Origin of the sequence: Thiofaba sp. EF100, from assembly GCF_039822285.1 — a bacterium.
GTDB lineage: Bacteria > Pseudomonadota > Gammaproteobacteria > Halothiobacillales > Halothiobacillaceae > Thiofaba.
The window spans coordinates 572,954-590,822 of record NZ_JBAJEY010000001.1; the positions used below are offsets into that span (position 1 = coordinate 572,954).

The 17,869-nt window shown below is 64.7% G+C and carries 21 protein-coding genes; 7 read left to right on the forward strand and 14 right to left on the reverse strand.

Annotation, left to right across the window (positions count from 1 at the left end; all coding sequences use genetic code 11):
* Window positions 1-7: 7 nt before the first annotated feature.
* The 14 genes from hisG to V6D91_RS02845 form a co-directional block, all read right to left on the reverse strand.
* Window positions 8-649, reverse strand: a complete 642-nt coding sequence (gene hisG, locus V6D91_RS02780) for an ATP phosphoribosyltransferase (RefSeq protein ID WP_347317655.1) — start codon at window positions 647-649, stop codon at window positions 8-10.
* 164 nt (window positions 650-813) lie between these two features.
* Window positions 814-1,902, reverse strand: a complete 1,089-nt coding sequence (locus V6D91_RS02785; protein WP_347317656.1) for an IS5 family transposase — start codon at window positions 1,900-1,902, stop codon at window positions 814-816.
* Between the two features lie 129 nt (window positions 1,903-2,031).
* Complete coding sequence (locus tag V6D91_RS02790) at window positions 2,032-2,949, reverse strand: Dam family site-specific DNA-(adenine-N6)-methyltransferase (protein WP_347317657.1); 918 nt, start codon at window positions 2,947-2,949, stop codon at window positions 2,032-2,034.
* Complete coding sequence (locus V6D91_RS02795; RefSeq protein ID WP_347317658.1) at window positions 2,946-3,770, reverse strand: EcoRV family type II restriction endonuclease; 825 nt, start codon at window positions 3,768-3,770, stop codon at window positions 2,946-2,948. Before V6D91_RS02795 ends, V6D91_RS02790 begins: the two co-directional genes overlap by 4 nt.
* Window positions 3,771-3,977: 207 nt before the next feature.
* A complete protein-coding gene (locus tag V6D91_RS02800; RefSeq protein ID WP_347317656.1) occupies window positions 3,978-5,066 on the reverse strand; it encodes an IS5 family transposase in 1,089 nt (362 codons plus the stop codon).
* A 237-nt stretch (window positions 5,067-5,303) separates the two neighbouring features.
* Window positions 5,304-6,563, reverse strand: coding sequence for a UDP-N-acetylglucosamine 1-carboxyvinyltransferase (gene murA / locus V6D91_RS02805; protein ID WP_347317659.1), 1,260 nt, complete (start codon window positions 6,561-6,563; stop codon window positions 5,304-5,306).
* Window positions 6,560-6,889 carry an STAS domain-containing protein gene (locus tag V6D91_RS02810; protein ID WP_347317660.1) on the reverse strand — a complete coding sequence of 110 codons (330 nt, stop codon included), beginning with the start codon at window positions 6,887-6,889 and terminating at the stop codon, window positions 6,560-6,562. The genes murA and V6D91_RS02810 overlap by 4 nt, the downstream gene beginning before the upstream one ends.
* Window positions 6,886-7,491, reverse strand: a complete 606-nt coding sequence (locus tag V6D91_RS02815; RefSeq protein ID WP_347317661.1) for an ABC transporter substrate-binding protein — start codon at window positions 7,489-7,491, stop codon at window positions 6,886-6,888. The genes V6D91_RS02810 and V6D91_RS02815 overlap by 4 nt, the downstream gene beginning before the upstream one ends.
* Window positions 7,488-8,831 carry a TolC family protein gene (locus tag V6D91_RS02820; RefSeq protein WP_347317662.1) on the reverse strand — a complete coding sequence of 448 codons (1,344 nt, stop codon included), beginning with the start codon at window positions 8,829-8,831 and terminating at the stop codon, window positions 7,488-7,490. The genes V6D91_RS02815 and V6D91_RS02820 overlap by 4 nt, the downstream gene beginning before the upstream one ends.
* The gene (mlaD, locus tag V6D91_RS02825; protein ID WP_347317663.1) at window positions 8,828-9,304 is read right to left on the reverse strand and encodes an outer membrane lipid asymmetry maintenance protein MlaD; all 477 of its coding nucleotides are present in this window, start codon (window positions 9,302-9,304) and stop codon (window positions 8,828-8,830) included. The genes V6D91_RS02820 and mlaD overlap by 4 nt, the downstream gene beginning before the upstream one ends.
* An 8-nt stretch (window positions 9,305-9,312) precedes the next feature.
* A complete protein-coding gene (mlaE, locus tag V6D91_RS02830; RefSeq protein ID WP_347317664.1) occupies window positions 9,313-10,092 on the reverse strand; it encodes a lipid asymmetry maintenance ABC transporter permease subunit MlaE in 780 nt (259 codons plus the stop codon).
* A complete protein-coding gene (locus tag V6D91_RS02835) occupies window positions 10,089-10,901 on the reverse strand; it encodes an ABC transporter ATP-binding protein (protein ID WP_347317665.1) in 813 nt (270 codons plus the stop codon). The genes mlaE and V6D91_RS02835 overlap by 4 nt, the downstream gene beginning before the upstream one ends.
* Window positions 10,902-10,903: 2 nt before the next feature.
* Entirely contained in the window at window positions 10,904-11,482 is a 579-nt protein-coding gene (locus tag V6D91_RS02840) for a hypothetical protein (RefSeq protein ID WP_347317666.1), read from the reverse strand.
* Window positions 11,479-12,357: a formylglycine-generating enzyme family protein gene (locus V6D91_RS02845; protein ID WP_347317667.1), complete on the reverse strand. Its 879-nt coding sequence runs from the start codon at window positions 12,355-12,357 to the stop codon at window positions 11,479-11,481. The genes V6D91_RS02840 and V6D91_RS02845 overlap by 4 nt, the downstream gene beginning before the upstream one ends.
* A gap of 92 nt (window positions 12,358-12,449) precedes the next feature.
* On the opposite strand from V6D91_RS02845, the gene V6D91_RS02850 reads away from it, so the two are divergent.
* The 7 genes from V6D91_RS02850 to V6D91_RS02880 all read left to right on the forward strand — a co-directional run bounded on the left by V6D91_RS02850 (window position 12,450) and on the right by V6D91_RS02880 (window position 17,834).
* Entirely contained in the window at window positions 12,450-13,424 is a 975-nt protein-coding gene (locus V6D91_RS02850; RefSeq protein WP_347317668.1) for a KpsF/GutQ family sugar-phosphate isomerase, read from the forward strand.
* On the forward strand, window positions 13,421-13,948 hold the full coding sequence (locus tag V6D91_RS02855) for an HAD-IIIA family hydrolase (protein WP_347318102.1): 528 nt from the start codon (window positions 13,421-13,423) through the stop codon (window positions 13,946-13,948). Before V6D91_RS02850 ends, V6D91_RS02855 begins: the two co-directional genes overlap by 4 nt.
* Window positions 13,945-14,520 carry an LPS export ABC transporter periplasmic protein LptC gene (lptC, locus tag V6D91_RS02860; protein WP_347317669.1) on the forward strand — a complete coding sequence of 192 codons (576 nt, stop codon included), beginning with the start codon at window positions 13,945-13,947 and terminating at the stop codon, window positions 14,518-14,520. The genes V6D91_RS02855 and lptC overlap by 4 nt, the downstream gene beginning before the upstream one ends.
* Window positions 14,501-15,019, forward strand: a complete 519-nt coding sequence (gene lptA / locus V6D91_RS02865) for a lipopolysaccharide transport periplasmic protein LptA (protein ID WP_347317670.1) — start codon at window positions 14,501-14,503, stop codon at window positions 15,017-15,019. The genes lptC and lptA overlap by 20 nt, the downstream gene beginning before the upstream one ends.
* Entirely contained in the window at window positions 15,016-15,756 is a 741-nt protein-coding gene (lptB, locus tag V6D91_RS02870; protein ID WP_347317671.1) for an LPS export ABC transporter ATP-binding protein, read from the forward strand. Before lptA ends, lptB begins: the two co-directional genes overlap by 4 nt.
* A gap of 78 nt (window positions 15,757-15,834) precedes the next feature.
* On the forward strand, window positions 15,835-17,313 hold the full coding sequence (locus V6D91_RS02875) for an RNA polymerase factor sigma-54 (protein ID WP_347317672.1): 1,479 nt from the start codon (window positions 15,835-15,837) through the stop codon (window positions 17,311-17,313).
* Window positions 17,313-17,834: a PTS sugar transporter subunit IIA gene (locus V6D91_RS02880; RefSeq protein WP_347317673.1), complete on the forward strand. Its 522-nt coding sequence runs from the start codon at window positions 17,313-17,315 to the stop codon at window positions 17,832-17,834. Before V6D91_RS02875 ends, V6D91_RS02880 begins: the two co-directional genes overlap by 1 nt.
* Window positions 17,835-17,869 lie beyond the last annotated feature (35 nt).

Here is a 17,869-nt window from a genome sequence, read left to right on the forward strand (position 1 = left end):
GAGGTTCTCAGCCCTTGCGCGCCTCGACGGCGGCGCGCATGTGTTCGATGAAAGCACGCAGGCGCGCCGATTTCATCTTCATCGACGCGCGGTTGACGATCAGCCGCGAGCTGATATCGGCAATGTGCTCGAGCGGCTCCAGGCCGTTGGCCCGCAGGGTGTTGCCGGTGTCGACCACGTCCACGATGCAGTCACCCAGGCCCACCAGCGGCGCCAGCTCCATCGAGCCGTACAGTTTGATCACCTCGACCTGCCGCCCCTGGCGGGCGAAATGGGCGCGCGCGCTCTCGACGTACTTGGTGGCGATGCGCAGGCGGTGATGACCATCCAGCGCCCCGGGCTTGCCGGCCACCATCAGCCGGCAGCGGGCGATGTTGAGGTCCAAAGGCTCGTACAGCCCCTCCCCCCCATGCTCCATCAACACGTCTTTGCCGGCCACGCCGACGTCGGCCGCACCGTACTCGACGTAGGTGGGCACGTCGGAGGCGCGCAGCAGCACCACGCGCACGCCCGGCACGTTGGTCTCGAGGATCAGCTTGCGGCTCTTCTCCGGGTCCTCGGCGGGGACGATCCCGGCCGCCTCGAGCAGCGGCAGGGTTTCCTTGTAGATGCGCCCCTTGGAGAGGCCGATGGTCAGGGTTTCGCTCATGGGATGTCCTTTAGCAGGCCGTTGAAAAAGTCCTCTTGGAACGCATCAGGTGCGCTGATTTCGAAGAAACGAGCCGCCCAGACGCGGCTGGGCAGCGATTGGAGCGGGCATTTTGGCCTGTTTGCAAGCCGTTTTGCCCATTTCGGGCGCACGAATCCCACGGTTTACGCATGATGCGCGTCCCACCAGCCGCCGATGGAGCCCATGCGCACCAGGTTGTAGGTGGCAAAGCAAAGCAGCGCCTGGCCCGTGAGCCTGGCCTGGCCGATCAGCTTGGTCTTGGCCAGACCGCCCACGGTCTTGATCCAGCCAAAGGCTTCCTCGATGCGCTTGCGCACCTTCAGACTGGTCTTGTAGCCCTCGTGGCGCTTGATGCGACCATCCACCACCGAGTGCTTGTCCTTGGCCGCCACGTGCGGCGTGACCTTGAGCCTTCTGCAGCCTGTGATGAAGTCCTTGGTGTCGTAGCCCTTATCGGCCCCGACCGTGGCGCGCTTGTTCTTGTTGCCCCGGCGCGCGAGCATGGCCAGCGCCGCTTCGCGCTCTGCGGTGCCGCTGGCATGGGTGATCTCGACATCCACGATCAGCCCGTTGCGGTTTTCCATGAGGATGTGCCCCATGTGGCACAGGCGGGACTTGTCCCCTGGGGCTTTCTTGAACAGCCGGGCATCGGCGTCGGTGGTGCTCTCGTGGGTGTCGTTGCTGCGCTCTTGTCCTTTGAAGTCCACCTCGGGGTTACGCCCGGGCGGGTTGGCGCTGTCATCGCCTTTGCGCTTGAAGCTCTTGTGCGAGGCCCAGGCCTCAATGAGCGTGCCGTCGACGCTGAAGTGTTCGTCGCTGGCGAGCTTGCCCCACTGCGCGCTGAGCTTGACGCGCTCGAAGAAGACGCGCGCGAGGTCTTCATTGAACAGGCGCTCGCGGTTGGCGCTGAAGGTGGAGTGATCCCAGACCTTGTCCTCGATGTTCAGGCCGACGAACCAGCGGTAAAGCAGGTTGTAGTCGATCGCCTCAACCAGCAGCCGCTCGCTGCGGATGGAAAACAGAATCTGCAGCAGCAGGGCCTTGAGCAGCATCTCCGGCGGCACAGAGGGGCGGCCACGGCGGGCGTAGACCGCTTCGAACTCGTTGTTCATACTCGCCAGCAGCGCATCGACTACGGCGCGCAGCTTGCGCAGCGGGTGGGCCTGCGGCACTCGCTCTTCAAGACTGATGTAGCTGAACATCGCCCCCTGGAAGTTTTGGTTGCCTCTCATCGTGCTCGTCTGGGTTGTTCTCGGGTGGCTTCAGATGGTAATGGCCCACGCGCGCGTCCGCCAGGGATTTTTCAACGGCCTGCTAAGGCCATGGAGCGCAGCGGAATTGCCGTCCGGTGCAGCGACTTGTTAGCCGTTGTATACCGCTTTCTTTTCAAGCAGCGTCATTTGGACCGCTCTCGGAGGCTTTTCCTCCTCGTATGAAGCACTGAAATTCGTGACAAGGGCCTCAAGCATTGGATTTCGGTTATCTTCCTTTGCTCCAACATGGTAGAAATGATCTTTAGTTAAAATACTGTATCTAGCCCAAATACTGTGAATAAATTGGTTCGTTCTAAATTCGTTGCCATGCCAAGTGGAGAGGATAAACCTCGCTTGAGTATCCGCAAGGAGTTTCGCTAGTTGTCTTTCGTGCCCCTCGTCCCAGCCGTTGAAATAATCAGTATGTCGGGCGATGTATGGGGGGTCACAATACAGAAGATCGCGCGCACTCGCTTCAGCAATAGTTACTGAGTAATCCTGGCATCGGAACTCGTAGTCTCCTAAAGCGCAGGCGTCTGCAACAGCTTGAACCTGATTGCTAATCTTTGTGATATAGGCTTGCACGAAACGGTTGGGCTTGCGACAGAATGGAACATTGAATTCCCCCCGCCGGTTGAAACGGATCATGCCATTAAAACACGCACGGTTCAGAAAAATGAAATCTAACGGATTTCCGTCCCGATTGAATCTCTCTCGGACTAAGTAATAATACTCCCCCTTCGACCGAAGTAATTCTGCTCCTTCTCTTTCTAGGAACCGTCTCGTGATCGCGGCGGTGATCTCGCCCTTGGCGATGCATTGGTAAAAATTGATGAGGTGTGGATTTGAGTCTGCAAGCAACGCCTTTCGAGGCCGTACATTGAAGGCCACTACCCCTGATCCCATAAATGGTTCAATCCAGCGACCGTCGAAATCGGAAGGGATTATGGCTTTTATCCAGGGAACAAGTTTAGTCTTGATCCCTTGACACTTTATCGGGGGGACCAGTATTCGATGGGTGGTCATGGTTGATTGTTCCTTGGGACGATAAGCGACGGATCGCCACCGCGGTATTTCACGAAATCAACAAGCGAAGTAATCTTCTTAGTTTTCCCATCTGGGCCTTTGACGACAATCTTTCCAAAATTCATCCAGTAATCGTCAAACCACTCCTCGCCCAGCTTGGCGAACATGCCGTTGCCTGAAAGGATATCCTCAATGCGTTGAATGCTTCCGATATTAGCTGTGTTTCCAGAGCCGCCCTTATCGCTAGCGATTTTCCATTTCTCTGCAACGAAGAACTGGATATTCGAAATGACCGAGGTGATAGAATGAAGTTCCTCAATACGATAGCATCGTGTTTCGTCAATCGTGGCTCCATCAGCGCGATCATAGATGATGCCCAAGCAAAAATGCCCAGAATAGCTTCCATAAGGAAACTGAATATTCTTGGTGCTTGTTCGGTTCTGAAAGTATTCGCCATGTGAACCAAGAGTGAATCCATTGCAGAGCCAGGGCTTACCGGGAGGACGGTAGGTCGTTTTAAAGTCAACAGCAAACCGGACGGATTCATCACGCTTTAAAACGAACGATATATCCGGGTAGTAATTCTGATGCTCGGCCAAGACGATGGCGAACTCATGCTGGTCAGCAAAGGCAAGAATTCTTGGGAAAAGGTGGATCTCGAGGATTTTGGAGACAATCTTGGTGTCGGACGAGATTGTATAAATGTTTCTAAAGGCGTCGATGAATCCTTTCACTGACCACTGTCCGGCGTCGGTGCTCACATACCCTGTGAGAGTGTTCGCAAAGTCTTTCAAGGCGTTCTCGAATTCTGCTTTAGTCATCACTTGTGATCTCTTTCTTGCGGCTAACGTCTAGTGAACACAGAAAAATGTGTATAATAGGCCGTTGAAAAAGTGTTCTTTGAACGCAGCAGCGACACTGATTTCGAAGAAACGAGCCGCCCAGACGCGGCTGGGCAGCGATTGGAGCGGGCATTTTGGCCTGTTTGCAAGCCGTTTTGCCCATTTCGGGCGCACGAATCCCACGGTTTACGCATGATGCGCGTCCCACCAGCCGCCGATGGAGCCCATGCGCACCAGGTTGTAGGTGGCAAAGCAAAGCAGCGCCTGGCCCGTGAGCCTGGCCTGGCCGATCAGCTTGGTCTTGGCCAGACCGCCCACGGTCTTGATCCAGCCAAAGGCTTCCTCGATGCGCTTGCGCACCTTCAGACTGGTCTTGTAGCCCTCGTGGCGCTTGATGCGACCATCCACCACCGAGTGCTTGTCCTTGGCCGCCACGTGCGGCGTGACCTTGAGCCTTCTGCAGCCTGTGATGAAGTCCTTGGTGTCGTAGCCCTTATCGGCCCCGACCGTGGCGCGCTTGTTCTTGTTGCCCCGGCGCGCGAGCATGGCCAGCGCCGCTTCGCGCTCTGCGGTGCCGCTGGCATGGGTGATCTCGACATCCACGATCAGCCCGTTGCGGTTTTCCATGAGGATGTGCCCCATGTGGCACAGGCGGGACTTGTCCCCTGGGGCTTTCTTGAACAGCCGGGCATCGGCGTCGGTGGTGCTCTCGTGGGTGTCGTTGCTGCGCTCTTGTCCTTTGAAGTCCACCTCGGGGTTACGCCCGGGCGGGTTGGCGCTGTCATCGCCTTTGCGCTTGAAGCTCTTGTGCGAGGCCCAGGCCTCAATGAGCGTGCCGTCGACGCTGAAGTGTTCGTCGCTGGCGAGCTTGCCCCACTGCGCGCTGAGCTTGACGCGCTCGAAGAAGACGCGCGCGAGGTCTTCATTGAACAGGCGCTCGCGGTTGGCGCTGAAGGTGGAGTGATCCCAGACCTTGTCCTCGATGTTCAGGCCGACGAACCAGCGGTAAAGCAGGTTGTAGTCGATCGCCTCAACCAGCAGCCGCTCGCTGCGGATGGAAAACAGAATCTGCAGCAGCAGGGCCTTGAGCAGCATCTCCGGCGGCACAGAGGGGCGGCCACGGCGGGCGTAGACCGCTTCGAACTCGTTGTTCATACTCGCCAGCAGCGCATCGACTACGGCGCGCAGCTTGCGCAGCGGGTGGGCCTGCGGCACTCGCTCTTCAAGACTGATGTAGCTGAACATCGCCCCCTGGAAGTTTTGGTTGCCTCTCATCGTGCTCGTCTGGGTTGTTCTCGGGTGGCTTCAGATCGTAGTGGCCGACGCGGGCGCCGGCGGGGGATTTTTCAACGGCCTGTTAGGGAAACTCTGAAAAATCCATCCATGGATTTTTTCAGATCGTCTTATCAAGGCACATGTCCGCGACGGCCTTGGCGAATCAACGACGGAACGCGTTGTTCGCGTTGGGGCATCCTGCCCCAAACAGGAAACGCTGAATGATTCAGCGTTTCCTTAGCCCGGCACGCGGCGGATATTGGCGCCGAGCTTGGCCAGTTTTTCCTCGATCGCGTCGTAGCCGCGGTCGATGTGGTAGATGCGGTTGACCTCAGTCTCGCCCTCCGCCACGAGGCCCGCGAGGATGAGGCTGGCGGAGGCACGCAGGTCGGTCGCCATGATCGGCGCGGCGGAGAGTTTGTCCACCCCGCGCACGATGGCGGTGTTGCCCTGTACGCTGATGTTAGCGCCCATGCGGACCAGCTCATGCACGTGCATGAAGCGGTTCTCGAAGATGGTCTCGACCACTGTCGCGGTCCCCTCGGCGATGGCGTTCATGGCGACGAACTGGGCCTGCATGTCGGTCGGAAACCCCGGGTGCGGCGCGGTGCGGATGTCCACCGCGCGCGGCCGGCGCCCCTGCATGTCGAGCTGGATCCAGTCGTTCCCGGTCTCGACCGAAGCCCCCGCCTCGCGCAGCTTGGCCAACACCGCGTCCAGGGAGGCTGGATCGGCATCCTTCAGCTTCACCCGCCCGCCGGTCATCGCCGCGGCGACCAGGAAGGTCCCGGCCTCGATGCGATCGGGCAATACGCGGTGGACCGTGCCACCCAGACGCTCGACGCCGTGCACGGTGATGGTATCGGTACCGGCGCCCTCGATGCGCGCCCCCATGGAGGTCAGGAAGCGGGCCAGGTCGACGATCTCGGGCTCACGCGCGGCGTTTTCCAGCACCGAGGTGCCCTCGGCCAGGCAGGCGGCCACCAGCAGGTTCTCGGTGCCGGTCACGGTCACGAGGTCCATGACGATGCGCGCACCCTTGAGGCGCTTGGCGGTGGCGCGGATGTAGCCGCCCTCGACGCGGATCTCAGCCCCCATCGCCTCCAGGCCCTTGAGATGGACATCCACCGGGCGCGAGCCGATCGCGCAACCGCCGGGCAGCGACACCTCGGCCTGGCCGTGGCGCGCGAGCAGCGGGCCGAGCACGAGGATGGAGGCGCGCATGGTCCGCACCAGCTCGTAGGGGGCCGAGTAGCGATGCACCGTACGCGGGTCGATGTGGATGCTCATGCGATCGCCGAGCGTGAGCTGGGCCCCCATCCCCCCGATCAGCTCCATCATGGTGGTGACGTCCATCAGATGCGGGACGTTCTCGATCACCACAGGGGCATCGGCCACCAGGGCGGCGGCCATGATCGGCAGGACGGCGTTCTTCGCCCCGGAAATGCGCACCTCGCCCTGGAGCGGTGTGCCTCCCTGAATCAGCAGCTTGTTCATGAATGCTCGTTGTGGTTCGGACGCCCGGCCGCAGGGCTGGGCGATGGATCGGTCGCAAGCAGCGTCTCAAGCTGGCAGGCACGCACGATGGCCTCCATGTCGGCCGGGACGTGGCGGATCCCGCTGACGCCCTGGCGTCGCATCTCAAGCATCAGGGCCACGGCGGAACTGTCACAGGCGCTCACCCCCGCAAGGTCGAGCGTGACCACCGGCCCATGGGCCAACTCACGCCGGAGCCCCTCCAGCGCCTGCACCACCCCGCCGAGGCGCAGCGGACCGGCAAGTTTCAGGGTTTCACCCTCCCGGGTGATGGTGAGCTCAGTCAAGCCGCATCACCTGCATTGCGACGCTGAAGCTGTTTGATCAGGCCGTCCATGCCGATGCGCTGGACGTCCTGCGCGAAGGTGGTGCGGTAGTTGGTCACCAGGCTCACCGCGTCGATGCTGACATCGAACACCTTCCAGCTCGTCCCGCTCTTGCGCAGACGGTAATCCACCGGGATCGAGGGGCCGGCCTTGGGCTGGATCTCGGTGCGCACGGTGGCCTCGTTCGGGTCGGCTTCCGGACGCATCGGCAGGTAGCGGATGCCCTGCTCGTCATACTCGGCCAGGGACTTGGCATAGGTACGCACCAGCAGGGTGCGGAACTCGCGCGTGAACTCGGCCTGCTGGGCGGGCGTGGCGCGACGCCAGTTGGCCCCCAGCACCAGCTTGCTCATCGCCTCGAAGTCGAAATGCGGCAGCACCAGCTCGTCGACGATCTTGTAGACCAGCTTGGGGTCGCTCTTGAGCTGCTCGCGGTTCTGCTTGATCGCCTCGAGCACCTTGTCCGAGGTGACGCGCACCAGCTCATCGGGGCCCATGTCGGCATGCGAAAGCGGTGCGATCAGCACGAGGATGGCCGCGAATACAGCGGACAGGAATTTCATTGATGCCATTCTCCAAGGGCCTGCCGCAGGGCGGCGACCTGCATATTGTAATCATTCACGCCGAGCAGATAGTCCCCATACATGGTGGCATAGGTCTTGAAGGCCTCGACCACCTGGTCCATGGTGGCCGAGCCGGCCTCCATGTCGATGAAGTTGGCCACCATCCAGCGCCGCGCGGACTGATACCCGCTCTTGAGCTGATCCAGCCCGGCCTGCATGCCGCGCGCCCGGTGATAGGCCTCTGCCACCTGGAACGGGATGCCCATGCGCGCAAGGTTGGCCTTCTCCGTCACCGCGCGCAGCTCGGCCTCCGCCTGGCGCGTGCGCGCATCCTGCACCCCGGGCTGCCAGTTCCAGCGCATGCCCACCACGGGCACGGCATAGGCGTGATTGAACGGGTCGGACAGGTAGGGGTTGTCGAGCCTGTCGCGGCGCGCAGCCCAGGCCACATCCCCCACCACGGCGGCGTACAGGTCGGGCCGCGTCTCGGCCCGGCGGGCCTCGACCATCTCGCGCAGGGCCGCCATGCCGGCCTCGACCTGCTCCATCTCGGCGCGCTGCGCGAGGGCCTTTTTGACCATTTCATCAAGCGAGCCCTCGGGCAGGTCAACCGGCTCGACCCGCGCATCGGCCAGCTCGAGCGTGGCGGACAGCGGCAGGCCGATCAGGGTCTTGAGCCCGTCCAGCGACACCTGCTCGATCGCTCGGGCCTGGGCCAGGTAGCGGCCCACCAGCCCCTTCACCGCCTCGAGCGCGAAACGGTCGGCCTGACGCGGCGGGGTACCGTTGGCGGCACGGCGGTCGAAGGACTCGATGGCGCCGTCAACCCGCTTGTCCAAGTCTTCGAGGAAGGCGCGGCTTTCGCGTGCGGTCAGCAGGCCGTACCAGGCACGGCGCACATCCATCTGGGTCTGCGCACGCGCAACCTTCACCTCGCCCTGCTTGACGCTGATATTGCCCTCTGCGGCGGCACTGTAGTGCTCGATCTTGCCGAAGGTGTAGAGCGGCTTGATCAGCGCCAGCTGCAGGCCGACCAGCGGGGAGAGACCGTTCTTGAACTCACCCGCGTCACTGCGCGGCTCCAAGGTACCTTCCTTGAAGAAGCCTCCCTTCACCGCCTCCACGGCGGAGAGGTAGAGGTTGCTTGAAAGGCTCAGCCCACCATGCCCCTTGACCTCGTCGAGCAGGGCGCGGGCCTGCTCGACCACCGCCTCGCGCTCGCGGATGCGCGGGTCAGCCTGCAAGGCCAACTCCACGGCTCGCTCTAGGGTCAACGGCTCAGCAAGCGCCAGACTCGGCAGGCTTATAAGAGCCAACAAGATCGCACGCATCCCTCTCATTTCTTCTCTCCTTCGGCAGCCTTGTTGTACAGGAACTGGCCGATCAGGTTCTCCAGCACGATGGAGGACTGGGTGATCGTAATGCGGTCGCCATCCTTGAGCACGGCCTCCTCCGCCCCAGGTAAGAGGCCGATGTACTGCTCGCCCAGCAGTCCTGAGGTGTAGATGGCGGCCGAGGTATCCTTCGGCAGGATGCCGTAGCGGTTCTCGATGCGCAGCCCAACCTCGGCGCGGAAGGTCGCAGGATCGATGCTGATGGACTCGACCCGCCCGACCACCACGCCGGCCAGCTTGATCGGCGCGCGTACCTTGAGCCCGCCGATGTTGTCGAACTGGGCGACCACCCGGTAGCCCGCATCATTAGACAGGCTGGCGAGGTTGCTGACCCGCAGCGCCAGCATGACCAGCGCGGCCAGTCCCAGGGCCACGAACAGCCCTACCCAAACGTCACGCATGGTTGTGTCGTACTTCATGCTGTCCCTCACACGTTGAACATCAACGCGGTCATGATGAAATCGAGCCCCAGCACCGCGAGCGAGGTATTGACCACGGTGCGGGTAGTGGCGCGGCTGACACCGTCGGGTGTCGGCACGCAGTCGAAGCCTTCGAACACCGCGATCCAGATCGCCACGATGCCGAACACCAGGCTCTTGATCACGCCGTTGACGATGTCCTCGTGAAAATCGACACGCGACTCGATCTGCGACCAGTAGGCCCCGGCATCCACCCCGAGCAGGCCGACGCCGATGAAATACCCACCCAACACGCCGATGGCCGAGAACAGCGCGGCGAGCAGGGGCATGGCCAGGAAACCAGCCAGAAAACGCGGCGCGACCACACGCTTGAGCGGGTCGACCGCCATCATTTCCATCCCGGCGAGCTGCTCGGTGGATTTCATCAGGCCGATCTCGGCGGTGATGGCCGAGCCGGCGCGGCCCGCGAACAGCAGGGCGGTGATGACCGGCCCGAGCTCGCGCACGAGGCTTAGCGCCACCACCACGCCGAGCGACTCCGCCGAGCCGAAGGTGGTGAGGATGTTGTAGCCCTGCAGCCCCAGCACCAGGCCGACGAACAAGCCGGAGACCAGGATGATCTGCATGGACAGCACGCCGATGGCGAACAGCTGGTCGACCACCAGGCGCGGGCGCAGCAGCCCCGCCGGCAGGGCCGGCAGCAGGGCAAGCAAAAACAGATGCAGGCGACCGAGCCGCGCCAGGGCATCCTGTGCGCGCCGGCCCAGCAGGGCGAATCCACGGATCATGCGACCCTCCCCCGAACCAGGAAATCTTCCTCCAGTGGCGGGGCCGGGTACTGGAACGGCACCGGGCCGTCCGGCAACCCCTGCATGAACTGGCGTACCCAGGGGGATTCGCTCGCATGCACCTGCGCCGGGCTGCCCGAGGCCACCACCTTGCCGTCCGCCAGCACGTAGACCTGGTCGGCGATCGAGGTGGCCTCGGCCACGTCGTGCGAGACGAGGATACTGGTCAGGCCGAGGGCGTCATTCAAACTGCGGATCAGCCGCACCAGCACACCGAGGGTGATCGGGTCCTGGCCGGTGAAGGGCTCGTCGTACATCACAAGACAGGGGTCCATGGCAATCGCCCGCGCCAGGGCCACCCGGCGCGCCATGCCGCCGGACAGCTCGGCGGGCATCAGATCACGCGCACCACGCAGCCCCACCGCATTGAGCTTCATCAGCACCAGATCGCGGATCATCGACTCCGGCAGACGGGTGTGCTCGCGCAGCGGGAAAGCGACGTTCTCGAACACCGACAGATCGGTCAAGAGTGCACCATGCTGGAAGAGCATGCCCATGCGCTTGCGCAGCTCGAACAGCTCGGCGTGGCGCAGCTTGTGCACGTTGACCCCGTCCACCCAGACCTCGCCGGCATCCGGGCGCAGCTGGCCGCCGATCAGCTTGAGCAGGGTGGTCTTGCCGGTGCCGCTCGGCCCCATGATGGCCGCCACGCTGCCACGCGGGATCGTCAGGCTCAGGTCATCGAAGATCACCTTGGAGCCACGCCGGAAGGTGAGGTTGCGGACCTCGATCAGATTATCGCTGCCCATGCTCACTGCCATCCCAAGAGGTCGCGCAGGGTGCGCAGCCCCTGCAGCGATTCGAGCGCCGTGCCGGCATCGCGCAGCAAAATAACGCCATCGCGCGGCCCCAGCACCTCCATGACCCTGCGCGCGGCGCGCAGGTCGACGCGCGAGGACTCGAGCACGACCAGCGGGGCACGGCCAGGCTCCAACGCCTCGACGAAGTCGTGGGCCACCGGCGGCAGGCCCTCCATCGCGGCTTGCGCCCATACCGGGGCGAAACGCCCGGCGAGCGCGATGATCTCGGGCGGGCACCCCTCCCCGGCCAGGGTGGCGCCCAGGCGCGGGCCCAGGGCCTTCAGGCGCGCCTCGAGGTCCGGCACCCGCCGGGCGGGCAGTTCGGGATAGAGGCGAAAGCCCTCACGTGTATCCTTCACCCAGCCGGCAAGCTCCTCCAGGGAGGGCGCAAGCCACGCCTCCGCCGCAAGGCCGAGGGCATCGAATTCGTTGGCGTAGAAGGTCAGCCGCCAGTCTTCCGGCAGATCTTCGGGATAGAACCCGCCCTGCCAGGCGGCATGGCGCCAGTCAAAACCCCCAAGCCGGATCATGCCGAGGGTTCCAGTTCGCGCAGCAGACGGAAGCCGAGGTTGAGATCGAACTCGCCCAGCTCACGGAACCAGCGCGCGGCGCTGCGGCACATGCCGGGCGCATCGAACCACGAGCCGCCGCGCACCACGCGCAGACGGGTGGTGCTACCGGTCCAGGCCTCGTGCGCCAGGCGCGGCACACCGCTGTAGGCCTCGCGCCAGTGATCAAGCACGAACTCCTGCATATTGCCGTGCATCTCATGCAGACCCCAGGCGTTCGCCGGCAGGCTGCCGACCGGCACCGGACGTCTGGGGCCACAGAGGTAGAACCCACGGGTGCAATGCAGCCCGCCGGCGCAGTTGACCTCGCTGCGGTGGATCTTGTCGCCGAAGGCAAACGCCGTGGTGGTGTCCGCCCGCGCGGCGTACTCCCATTCGGCCTCGGTCGGCAGGCGATAGCGCTGGCCGGTCCGCTGCGACAGCCACTCGGCATAGGCCTGGGCATCCTGGAAGCTGACATTGAAGGCCGGCAGATCTGGATCGGTCCAGCTGTAGCGGCGCGGACGAGGGTGGCCGGTTTCCTGGTAGAAACGCGCGTACTCCCCGATCGTCACGGCATGGCGCATGAGGGCGAAGTCGTGCAGCACGGTGACCTTGTGCTGCGGCCCTTCCCACGCCTGGCGGGCGTACTCCTCGGGGGGCGCCCCCATGAAGAAGTAACCGGACGGTACGAGGGCAAGCAGCGGCCCCTCGAACCCCTCGACCCGGTCGCGAAAGCTGACCTCGAGCCCAAGGCGCGCGGCAGCCTCGCGCTGCCGCGCACGCGCCGCATCCCAGCCGAGCTCGCTGGCGCGGGCAGCTTCGGGTTCGAATGTTGGTACGTCCACTTCTTCCATGGGGAGCATTGTATCAATACCTGCCTTCAGGTCATGCCCTCGGCTTCGGTATACTTTTGTTCCTGACTCCCTCAACCCAAGACACCCACCCCATGCATCCCGACCGCCTGCTCGGCCTGGCCCGCGCCGTGCTCGACACCGAGGCCGCCGCCCTCGTCCGCCTGACCGCGCGGCTGGATCAGGCCTTCGTGCGCGCCTGCGAGCTGATGCTCGCCTGCCAAGGTCGGGTGGTCGTCACCGGCATGGGCAAGTCGGGGCACATCGGCGGCAAGATCGCCGCCACCCTGGCCAGCACCGGCTCCCCCGCGTTCTTCGTCCACCCAGGCGAGGCCAGCCATGGCGATCTGGGCATGATCACCCGCCAGGACGTGGTGCTGGCCCTGTCCAACTCCGGCGAGACCCCGGAGATCCTCGCCATCCTGCCGATCATCAAGCGCCTGGGGGTGCCGCTGATCGCCCTGACCGGCCGCCCGCAGTCCACCCTGGCGCGCGAGGCCGAGGTGCACATCGATGTCGGAGTCGACAAGGAGGCCTGTCCGCTCGGCCTCGCCCCCACCGCCAGCACCACCGCCGCCCTCGCCATGGGCGATGCCCTGGCGGTGGCCCTGCTGGAGACGCGCGGCTTCACCGCGGAGGACTTCGCCCTCTCCCATCCGGGGGGCGCCCTGGGCCGCCGCCTGCTTTTGCACGTGCGCGACATCATGCACAGCGGCGAGCGTCTGCCCAAGGTCTCCCTGGGTGCCCCCTTGCGCGATGCGCTGGTCGAGATCACCCACAAGGGGCTCGGCATCACCGCCGTGGTGGGTGCGGATGGGCGGCTTGCCGGGGTGTTCACCGATGGCGACCTGCGCCGCGCCCTGGATCATGCCGACATCGACCTGCGCGGCGCACGCATCGATGAGCTCTACACCCCGGGCGGCAAGACCTGCCCGGCGGGGATATTGGCAGCCGAGGCCCTCGGCCTGATGGAGCGGCACAAGATCAACGCCCTGATCGTGGTCGACGAGGACCGCCGGCCGGTGGGTGCGCTCAACATGCACGACCTGTTGCGCGCCGGGGTGGCCTGATGCAGGACATCCTCGCCCGCGCCCGCAAGATTCGCCTGGCCCTGTTCGACGTGGACGGGGTGCTCACCGACGGTCGCCTGATCTTCAATGCCGACGGCGAGGAGATCAAGGCCTTCCACTCCCGCGACGGACACGGCCTCAAGCTGTTGATGGAGGCGGGGATCGAGGTCGGCGTCATCACCGCGCGAAGCTCGCCCGCGGTCGCGCACCGGATGCACAACCTTGGCATCCCGCACGTCTTCCAGGGCCAGCACGACAAACGCGCCACCTATCTTGCCCTGATCGAGCGCCTGGACCTTGCGCACGAACAGGTCGCCTACATGGGCGACGATGTGATCGACCTGCCGGTCTTAAGCCGGGTCGGCCTCGCCACCACCGTGCAGGACGCCCCCGGCATCGTGAAACGTCACTGCCACTGGATTGCCGAGCATGGCGGCGGCCAGGGCGCAGTACGTGACCTGTGCGATCTGATCCTCGAGGCCCAGGGCAGGCTGGATGCCCTGCTGGCGCGCTACCTGGCATGAGATTCCGGCAAGAGGCACTGTTCTGGAGCCTGCTTGGCGGGGCCGCCTTACTGGCCGTCCTGGCCAACGGCGCCCTGCAGCGCCCCTTGCCCACAGCCACACCGCGCCTGCATGGCGCTGACCACAGCTTCACCCAGCCACACGCCTGGCTGTTCGACCGTGAGGGGCGCATCGCCTACGAGGCCCTCGGCACCCACCTGGAACACCGGGCGGAGAGCGGTGCCTACCTGCTGAGCGAGGCCGAACTGCTCGTCCACCCCGGGGAGGGCGAGCAGGGGATGTGGCATCTCCGCGCCGAGCAGGCCCGCCTCGACGACGACCGCAGGCACGCGTGGCTCGAGGGAGCCGTGACCTTCGACCGCGAGCAGGTCCCACCCGCCGATGCCCTGCGGCTGCAAGCGCGCGACGTGGCCCTCGACCTCGTCGCGCGCACCGCCGCAAGTCAACAACCCATGACGGCGGAAGGTTTGCACTGGCAAAGCCAGGCAGCGGCCTTTTCCGCCGATTTCACTCAACAACTGCTCCTGCAGGAAGGCCGCGTGCATGATCGCCATGAACCGCCCCGTCGTTAAGATCCTCCTCGCCACCCTGCTCCTCGCCCCGCTGTGGCTCACGCCCCAGGCCCACGCGGCCTCCGCCGACCGCAAGCTGCCGCTTTCGATCGAGGCCGACCGCAAGCACACCGACTACAAGGGCGGCGAGGCCACCTACGAGGGGCGTGTCATCATCACCCAGGGCCAGCTCACGCTGACGGCTGACAAGGCCACCATCCACCTGCGCGACGGCCAGTTCGACCGCGCCATCCTCGAAGGGCGTCCCGTGATCTACCAGGACCGCGACGATGCGGGCCAGCCCATCCGCGGCGAAGCCCGGAGGATGGATTACCAGGCCCTCGACGAGATCATCACCCTGAGCGGCCAGGCGCGGATCGAGCGGGCCGGCGACACCCTCGCCAGCGAGCGCATCGTCTACCACCTCAAGAACGAAGTGGTGGACGCCGGTGCCGGCGGCAGCGACCGCGTGCGCATGACCCTGCAGCCGCGCAGTGCCGGCGAGGGCAAGAAACCGTGAGCACTCCCGGCCACACCCTCCGCGCCGAGGGGCTGAACAAGCGCTACGGCGCGCGCACCGTGGTGCACGCCATGACGCTCGAGGTACGCACCGGCGAGATCGTCGGCCTGCTGGGACCGAACGGCGCGGGCAAGACCACCAGCTTCTACATGATCACCGGCCTGGTGAAGCCGGATGGCGGGAAGATCCTGCTCGACGACCAGGATATTTCCTCCCTGCCAATGCACACCCGCGCCCGCCTCGGCGTCGGCTACCTGCCGCAAGAGCCCTCCGTCTTCCGCAAGCTCTCCGTGGAGGACAACCTCCTCGCCGTGCTCGAACTGCGAGCGGATCTACGCCGCGCCTCGGATCGGCAGACGATCTGCAACCAACTGCTCGAAGAGCTGCACATCAGCCACGTGCGCCACAGCCTCGGCCTGAGCCTGTCCGGCGGCGAACGGCGGCGGGTCGAGATCGCCCGTGCCCTGGCCGCCGAGCCGCGTTTCCTGCTGCTCGACGAGCCCTTCGCCGGGGTGGACCCGATCAGCGTGCTGGACATCCAGCGCCTGATCCGCCACCTCGCCGAACGCGGCATCGGCGTGCTGATCACCGATCACAACGTGCGCGAGACCCTGCGCATCTGCAGCCACGCCACCATCATGCATGCCGGGGGGGTGCTGGCCGAGGGCACGCCGGAGGCCATCCTCGCCGACCCGCGCGTGCGCGAGGTCTACCTTGGCGAACAGTTCAGCCTGTGAGCATGACGCTCAGACTGCATACCCCGCCAACGCTTCGCGCTAGAATGACGCCATGATGACCATCCCATTGATGCAGGCATGAAGGCCGGACTCGAGCTCAGACAGGGGCTATCGCTTGCGATGACCCCCCAGCTGCAGCAGTCCATCCGGCTACTCCAGCTCTCCAGCCTCGAACTGCAGACCGAGATCCAGCAGGCCATCGAGGCCAACCCCATGCTGGAGATCGAAGACGAGAGCGGCGAGGAGACCGAGCCGGCTGCCATCGAAGCCCATGAGGCCCTGCCCACCACCCGCCTGGACGAGGCAGACACCACCCTCGACCTCGAGGCCCCGCGCCAGGAAATGCCCGAGGAGCTGCCCCTCGACAGCCGCTGGGATGACATCTTCGAAGCCGACGGCAGCACCAGCTACAGCAAGGGCAGCGCGGAGGACGAGGAGCGCGACTTCCTCAGCTACACCAGCAGCGGGCAGGAAAGCCTGCACGACCACCTGCTCTCGCAGATGCTGCTCACCCCCCTCTCACCGCGCGACCAACAGATTGCCACCGCCATCATCGAATCCGTGGACGAGGACGGCTTCCTCGAGCAGCCCCTGGAGAGCATCGTCGAGGGCCTGCGTCGGGACCTGCCGGATGTCGAGCTGGACGAGGCGCAGGCCATGCTCCACCTCGTCCAGCAGTTCGACCCGCCCGGCGTCGCGGCGCGCGACCTCGGCGAATGCCTCGCGATCCAGCTGCGACAGGTCGAGGCCCCCACCCCGGCCCACAGCGATGCCGCGCGCCTGCTCGAACACCTCGACCTTTTGGCTAGCCGCGACTACGTCCGCCTGCAGCGCCTGCTGAAGATCGACGCCGAGGCCCTCAAGGCGGCCCTGCAGGTCTTGCAGGGACTCAACCCACGCCCCGGCGCCGAACTGCGCAGTCAGGACGTCGAATACGTGATCCCGGACGTGATCGTGCGCCGCATCCAAGGGCAGTGGCGGGTCGAACTCAACCCCGAGGTCACCCCCAAACTTCGCATCAACAACCTGTACGCCGGCCTCATCCAGCGCGGCCGCCGCGGTGAGGACATGAACTACATGCGCAACGCCCTGCAGGAGGCGCGCTGGTTCATCAAGAGCGTGCAGAGCCGCAATGAAACGCTGCTCGCGGTGGCCGAGGCCATCGTGCGCCGCCAGCAGGATTTCTTCGAGCACGGCGAGGCCGCCATGCGCCCCCTGGTGCTGCGCGAGATCGCCGAGGAGTTGGGACTGCACGAGTCGACCATCTCCCGCGTCACCACCAACAAGTACATGCACACCCCGCGCGGCGTGGTGGAGTTCAAGCACTTCTTCTCCAGCCACGTGGGCACCGCGGATGGCGGAGAGGCCTCCTCCACCGCCATCCGCGCCCGGATCAAGCAGCTGGTGGCGGAGGAACCGGCCAACAAGCCGCTGAGCGACAGTCGTCTCACCCAGCTGCTGGAGGCCGAAGGCATCAACGTCGCCCGTCGGACCGTCGCCAAATACCGCGAGTCCCTCGGCATCCCCCCCTCCAACGAGCGCAAGCGTCTCTGCTGATGAAGACCCTGACCATTGCCGACATCCTCACCCCCGAGCGGGTCAAGCTCGACCAGGAATGCTCGAGCAAGAAGCGCGCGCTTGAGCTCGTCAGCCAGATCGTCGCCGGCGCCCAGGAAGGGCTCGAAGCGTGGGCCATCTTCGATACCCTGCTGGCCCGCGAACGGCTCGGCAGCACCGGCGTCGGCCGCGGCATCGCCATCCCGCACGGCAAACTGCCCGCCCTCAAGGCCCCGGTGGGCGCCTTCATGCGCCTTGAGAACGGGATCGACTTCGATAGCCCGGATGGCGTCCCGGTGAGCCTGATCTTCGCCATCCTCGTCCCCGAAGGCGGGGAAGAGGCCCACCTGGCCATCCTCGGCCAGCTCGCCCGCCGCTTCAGTGACCCCGAATTCTGCACCGCCATCCGCCAGGCGCAGAACAGCGAGATTGCCTTCAGCCTGCTGACCCGCAAAGTAGCCAGCGTGGAGGACGCTTCCGGCAGTGGCACGCAGCAAGAACATGAGCACGGACCCCCCTGACCCTGCCCCGGAGTCGGCCTCAGCCGCAGGCATCC